Below are 5,965 nucleotides of genomic sequence, written 5' to 3'. Positions count from 1 at the left end.
GGGCGGAATGAAACGTATCGGCTCCAGCAATGTAGCCATCATATCAGCCATAGGGCCGGTTTCAACCATTGTACAGGCCTATTTTATTTTAGGTGAGCCCCTGTTTGCCGAACAACTGGTGGGAACGGTACTGGTAATTGCCGGTGTATTGCTGATTGGCTGGCGGCAATCAAAAAATGTAGCTGTGAAATGATTATTCCACCTTATATTTGCAGCCCGTATTTTAAGCCCGGGTGGCGAAACTGGTAGACGCACTGTCTTCAGGTGGCAGCGTTCGAAAGGATGTGCTGGTTCGAATCCAGTCCCGGGCACACAACCGCATTTATGATGCGGTTTTTTTATGACCCGAAACCACTGCCAATAAAGAGTTACAATGTTTTACCTTTCTTTTCATTTCTTTTAATTTGATGAAATTAACCCGGAATGGAACAGCTATTCCCTGAAATGCCTGTACCGGGACGCCACAGGGCAGGGTATAACCAATGGGGAGTTTATTGCAGCAATGATAGCCGCGGGCTTTGAATGGTCCCGGTCTGGAGTGAACGCTTTATTTAACGTCTCGGGGGAGATGTGCGCCAGATTGAAGAGAAAGCATATTTAACCCTAACGGTAAAGCTGGTAAAAGGTGGTACTTTCCTGCCATCGGTAAATAAATTCAACAAGATGCCGCTTGCATAGAGGCAATTCATCATTGAAGGCTTTACCAAAAATCAGCTCAAAGGTAAACCCTTCACCTATGCATACCTGAAGGCTAAGGATTTAACAATCCGGTTCGTGCAAGACGAAAGGGGAAAAATTATTGAAGCTGAAACCAAAGAAAACAACATTCAATTAAAACACAGGGAGCGGGCTTAACCCATAAAATAGGGCAAAATATGGCAAGGAATAAAACATCTTTTAAAAAAGGGCAGGGCGGCAGAAAGCCCGGCAAACCCAATAAGGTAGCAACTGATTTGAGGCAATGGATAAGCAATTTTATTGACGATAACAGGGAGTAGATACAAGACGATTGGCAGCAGTTAGAAAGTAAAGACCGCGTAATACTATTTGAGCGTCTCTTAAAATTCGCTCTACCTACCCTGCAGGCAACCAATTTAACAACAGACCTGGAGAAACTTTCGGACGAAGATCTGGACCGTGTTATTAATGGAATATTAAATCATCAAAAGTGAAAACACGGAAAGAAAAATTGGCATTCATAAAAAAAGTGAAAGAAGGAAGGATAACAGAAAATGAATTATTCCTTATGACATTGGATTTGGGAAAGTGTACGCCTCCGGAATTAAATTGGATGCTTTCTGTAGCCAGAAAAGCAAAAGCAAAACGCCTGACTTTGAATGTTATTACTGAAGAACACATGCCAGCCTTTGAAGGATTTAAACACAACTACAATGAAAGAAATACCACAAACAAGATTCGCTAAGCTGAAGTTCCTCAACGACTTGAAATCCGGCAAAATCTCTATAGCGGATATTACCGGGGATAACTTCACCGTATGGATAAATGAGAGCGACAGTTACACCAATGACAAAACAAAAGACGTGTTAACCCGCTTGCAATTTGAAGCACAGACCGCCACAGGAACTCATATAATACTGATCCCGCTAAGGGATGCGAACCTATTAAAGATTGAAAATACCACGTGGTGAATAAATAAACAAAGCGTTATTGCATGAGTAATCAGGCGAAATGAATTAACTTTATAACAGCGATTAAATCCGAATCTACTCTATTTCATTTCCTCCAATCTACTTATATCTTACCATCGCTAGTGCAGGAAAAACCAAGCGCTACCCTTATTAACCAGGCAAGAATAAAAGGGCTTCAGGGGATTGATAAGTAAAGAGACCTGCTGGAAGACTTAGACGGTTTGTTGAGAAAATAAATCAGCTTAGGCAAAAATTAAAGTGTGTTGAAAGTCTGGAAGAAATTCCGGGCTTTTTGCTGTAGGGTTACTTGCTACTTCTGGAAAAGCAAAACTTTTTGCAGCCATGGGCAAATCGTTATCGCCTGTTAATTTATACCCTTCGACATGCTGTCGAACGTTCACCACGAGGGCGAAGGGTACCGACAATGAGAAAGTGTTTGCAAATAATATAATCTTACGAAGCGATAGAGTTGTGTCAAGCGAATTAGCTCTTTGAAATCTTGATGGTAAATCAAACAGTAGAAAAGCAGCCTTTGATTATTTTAGTCAGTTTATCTATCTGGGACTTACTTAACTTGGTTATTGTTTTATGTATTGAAGTTTGGTCACAAGTAAATAACTTATGGCAACGGACTTCGCTTTGTTTTTGCATTGGTTTCGTCAAATGTGAGTTGTCTATGGGGAAGGAAAAGCCGTCATTTCTTAGGTTTGTTGTTATTGCTGCAAGTATTACGTCATCTGTGTTGTTTACATCAATACCAGAAACAACAATTGCCGGTCTAACTTTTGATGAAGACAAATCGGTTAACGGGAAAGAAACTAAAACGATGTCACCTTGATTATATGGCATTGGCTAATTAGTCTTTTAAGTATGATGCCCAATACTCGTCATCTTCTTGTTCCCAAACTTTGGACAAAGACTTCTCAGAAAGTTGCATACAAAAAGTAGTCAATTCATCTTCTTCAAGTGAATTAAGGGAAATTGGCTTAACTGTTTCAGAGGTTCCCGAATAGCCTATCATTGCAAAGATTGAGTTGAAAACTCGGGGATTTTCAGAATATGTGTAAGATAAAGTCATTTTGATCGCTTTTTAGATTCTTCAAATTTAGTAAGTTGCTCACCTAACCATTTATGTATTTCTTTTGCTGTTTCCAAAGTCATGTAAATACCAGTCTCGAACTCTCTTATTATCCCTTTTTTACTGTCCTCGCTATCGGATATTTTTATAAGTCTGTTTTCTTCAATATTGAAGGCTGTCGACTTAGGTATAGCAAGACGCTCAGCGTAAAAATTTATATTGAATTGTCCTTTTGGAGTAATACCACCATAAGCCCCGTCAACATGCAACTCCCTGAAACTGTTGGATATTTTATTGTAAATGGTAACCGATTTTAGCTTATCGCTCTCTGATTTTGCCATTGATTATTTGTAGGTTATAACGTAAATATAAAGTACAAGTTATTAAAAATGTATCATTTTTTATGGGTGGCAAAGTTAGCAACTTTTTTATGAATTTCGGCATTGAAAATCAATAACTTAATATAGGAATGCGAGATTAGATGTTTTTAGACTGGTTGTGTGCTAATCGTTTATTTAAAATATGTGCGAGAAGAAGCGGAACTGAACAAAATAAAAATACTGTCGCTAAAATATCCACCTGTTTGGTGATTATAGGGATGTTACAGACGTTTATGACCGTACCAACTGTATCTAATTACCCACCGGTATGATAAGGGAAATCAAATAATGCTGATTGTTTTTGCTCAGTATCTACAAGTCTCAGCATTGGATTATAAAAGAGGCATAATAACAAATCCTGTACCCCTATTGTACCTCTCAACCGTACAAATAAATATAATAACACCGTATAGTTTTGTTCCAGTCCCGGGCACAAAAGCATTGTAAATAAATGGTTTACAATGCTTTTTTATTTTGTTCCCAACAATCCGGAATTTTAAATAATTGTACTTATTTTTGTACTTAAATAAGTACATTATGAAGATTGTAAATTATTCTGAGTTCCGTAATAACCTGTCTCAAAATTTGAATGCGGTAAATGACGACCGGGAGATCGTTATCGTGTCCAGAACACGGGGGAAAAATGTAGTTGTAATGGATTTGGATGAATACAATGCTATTCAGGAAACACTTCATTTAACCGGTACAAAGGCTAATCGCAAAAGGCTGGAAGAAGCAATTGCAGAGATGAACAGCAATAAATTCTTCAGGAATAAACTCATAGAAAAGTAGGATGGAGCTGGTTTGGCAAACAAATGCCTGGGAGGATTACCTTTACTGGCAGGCACAGGATAAAAAAACGCTGCAGCGGATCAACGACTTAATTAAAGACATATTGCGTTCTCCGTTCAGGGGTATTGGCAAGCCGGAGCCGCTTAAAGGAGCCTTATCGGGCTATTGGAGCCGTCGCATCACAGATGAACACAGGCTGGTATATGCAGTAAAGGAAAAAAGATTGCACATCATCCAGTGTCGCTTTCATTATCATTAAGTGAATGTACCGAAACACAAACTGTACAGCGGTAAGCTCCCTAAACTCACCGAAAATGCAAAACAAAGGCTCTCCAAAACATTGTAACCACGCAACCGGGAAGCGCTTCTCAGGAAAACGTGCCGCTTGTTAGACAACAATAGCCCGCCGCTTACCACTGCCGGCACACCGGAGCTATGCACCTGCTCCGCAGCAAGGTACATGATATAAGGCGTTAGCAAGGTCAGAACAATATCCATATTTGCATCCGTAGGCAGGTATTTGTGCAGCGCCATAAAAATGAATGCAATAAGCAAACCAATGCCACCCAGCAAAAAGCCCAATGCCAGTGAAAATCCGGGTATGAAATAATTGGATACAAAAGCAACCGTCATGGCGGTAAGGAACATCACCACAAAGGCAAAGCTGCTGATGATGCGCCGCCAGCGCCACAACTCTTTCCAGGAGACAGACCAGGACGCTTCATACAATAATGGAGGCAGGAAGATAAAGAAAATAAGCTCCGGGTCTATATGCATCGCAGGGATACCGGGGATAAAACTGATAGCCAGACCTGCCAGTACCAACAGCACGGGATATATTGATCTTGCTCCGTTAACAGGATGGCTGCGCTGAATACAATAAACCATTTGCATTGCATTTCATCTTTCGCCGGCAAGCTGGCAGATAAAGCGTATTTTTTTGCGGGAAACTTTATATACAGCGTATATTAGCTCAACAACCCGCATTATTTTTATGGAACAGACTATTTCAAAAGAACAGGGCGACATCAATACAGGCAGCCTAAGGGCTCAATATGTTGAGCGCCTGGATGACGAAACGCGGCACTGGCTGGAAGAAGATGCAAAATACTTTCTGCACCAGGCATTGTCTACACCGGTAATGAACGTGCTGGCAAAAACAGAAGGCGCATGGATAGAAGATCTCGGGGGGAAGCGCTATCTCGACCTGCATGGCAACGGGGTGCACAATGCCGGCTTTTCCAACGCAGCGGTGATAGCGGCGGTACAGAAGCAATTGGAGGATGCACTTGCGTTCACCCCGCGCCGTTATACCAATATCCCGGCCGTTGAGCTGGCTAAAAAGCTGGTGGGCATAACGCCGGCAGACCTTACCCGCGTGCTGTTTTGCCCCGGCGGGTCTGAAGCCATTGAAATGGCCGTTGCTTTGGCCAAACATATAACGGGCAGGTGGAAAACAATTTCATACTGGGACGCTTATCATGGCAATGGATTTCAATCATCCAGTATCGGTGGCGAAGAGCATTTCTCTGTTGGCATGGGTCCCATGATGCCCGGGGCATTTCATATTGAATTCCCCAATTATTACCGGAACCCGTGGGGTTTAGGCAATGAAGAAGCAATTGATGAGCAATACTTGCGTCAGTTGAAGATCATCCTGCAAAGGAATCCCGATATAGCCGCTATAGTTGCCGAACCCATTTCTTCTACACCGGTAATACCATCGCAAAGCTACTGGCAGCAGATCAGGGAGATCTGCGATGCCCGGGGCATCTTCCTCATTTTTGATGAGATCATTGAAGGACTGGGACGAACAGGCAAATGGTTTGCCTGTGAACATTATGTAACACCCGATGTGCTGGTGCTGGGCAAATCGCTTGGCGGAGGATTATTACCTTTAGCCGGCATTGTAACCAAAGAGGAATACAATATTTTGCAGCACCGTTCCATAGGGCATTTTACGCACGAAAAGAATCCTTTATCGGCCGCAGCAGGGCTCGCCGCCATCAACTATATTGAATCGCATGAACTGGTAAAAAATGCGGCAACGCTTGGCGATTATTTAC

10 protein-coding genes and 1 tRNA gene are annotated in these 5,965 nt (G+C 41.8%); 8 read left to right on the top strand and 3 right to left on the bottom strand.

The window, feature by feature from the left end; translation table 11 throughout:
• The 5 genes from PLH26_RS19365 to PLH26_RS19345 form a co-directional block, all read left to right on the top strand.
• A partial coding sequence (locus tag PLH26_RS19365; RefSeq protein ID WP_324587671.1) for an EamA family transporter occupies positions 1 to 193 on the top strand: 193 nt, incomplete at its 5' end.
• 34 nt (positions 194 to 227) lie between these two features.
• Positions 228 to 311 (top strand) — tRNA-Leu (locus tag PLH26_RS19360).
• 564 nt (positions 312 to 875) lie between these two features.
• Positions 876 to 998 (top strand): hypothetical protein, encoded by a 123-nt coding sequence (locus PLH26_RS19355; protein WP_324587670.1) that lies wholly within the window; start codon positions 876 to 878, stop codon positions 996 to 998.
• 170 nt (positions 999 to 1,168) lie between these two features.
• Positions 1,169 to 1,423: a hypothetical protein gene (locus PLH26_RS19350; RefSeq protein WP_324587669.1), complete on the top strand. Its 255-nt coding sequence runs from the start codon at positions 1,169 to 1,171 to the stop codon at positions 1,421 to 1,423.
• A complete protein-coding gene (locus PLH26_RS19345) occupies positions 1,392 to 1,649 on the top strand; it encodes a hypothetical protein (protein ID WP_324587668.1) in 258 nt (85 codons plus the stop codon). The genes PLH26_RS19350 and PLH26_RS19345 overlap by 32 nt, the downstream gene beginning before the upstream one ends.
• A gap of 510 nt (positions 1,650 to 2,159) precedes the next feature.
• On the opposite strand, the gene PLH26_RS21850 is transcribed toward PLH26_RS19345, so the two are convergent.
• Both PLH26_RS21850 and PLH26_RS19335 read right to left on the bottom strand, forming a co-directional pair.
• Entirely contained in the window at positions 2,160 to 2,498 is a 339-nt protein-coding gene (locus tag PLH26_RS21850; RefSeq protein WP_502876421.1) for a type II toxin-antitoxin system PemK/MazF family toxin, read from the bottom strand.
• A gap of 225 nt (positions 2,499 to 2,723) precedes the next feature.
• A complete protein-coding gene (locus PLH26_RS19335; RefSeq protein WP_324587666.1) occupies positions 2,724 to 3,068 on the bottom strand; it encodes a hypothetical protein in 345 nt (114 codons plus the stop codon).
• 576 nt (positions 3,069 to 3,644) lie between these two features.
• On the opposite strand from PLH26_RS19335, the gene PLH26_RS19330 reads away from it, so the two are divergent.
• On the top strand, positions 3,645 to 3,899 hold the full coding sequence (locus tag PLH26_RS19330; RefSeq protein WP_324587665.1) for a type II toxin-antitoxin system Phd/YefM family antitoxin: 255 nt from the start codon (positions 3,645 to 3,647) through the stop codon (positions 3,897 to 3,899).
• Between the two features lies 1 nt (position 3,900).
• The gene (locus tag PLH26_RS19325) at positions 3,901 to 4,158 is read left to right on the top strand and encodes a Txe/YoeB family addiction module toxin (protein ID WP_324587664.1); all 258 of its coding nucleotides are present in this window, start codon (positions 3,901 to 3,903) and stop codon (positions 4,156 to 4,158) included.
• Here PLH26_RS19325 and PLH26_RS19320 read toward each other — a convergent pair.
• On the bottom strand, positions 4,155 to 4,787 hold the full coding sequence (locus PLH26_RS19320) for a cation:proton antiporter domain-containing protein (protein ID WP_324587663.1): 633 nt from the start codon (positions 4,785 to 4,787) through the stop codon (positions 4,155 to 4,157). The two genes, PLH26_RS19325 and PLH26_RS19320, sit on opposite strands and share 4 nt — an antisense overlap.
• Positions 4,788 to 4,893: 106 nt before the next feature.
• Between PLH26_RS19320 and pbfA the strand changes: the two genes are divergently transcribed.
• Positions 4,894 to 5,965, top strand: a 1,072-nt coding sequence (gene pbfA, locus PLH26_RS19315) for a (R)-1-hydroxy-2-aminoethylphosphonate ammonia-lyase (RefSeq protein ID WP_324587662.1), incomplete at its 3' end; no start/stop codon positions are given.

The sequence above is a fragment of the Agriterribacter sp. genome, assembly GCF_035444585.1.
Classification (GTDB): domain Bacteria; phylum Bacteroidota; class Bacteroidia; order Chitinophagales; family Chitinophagaceae; genus Agriterribacter.
The sequence above is the reverse complement of the archived record's forward strand: the minus strand, read 5'-3'. Positions and strand labels throughout refer to the sequence as shown.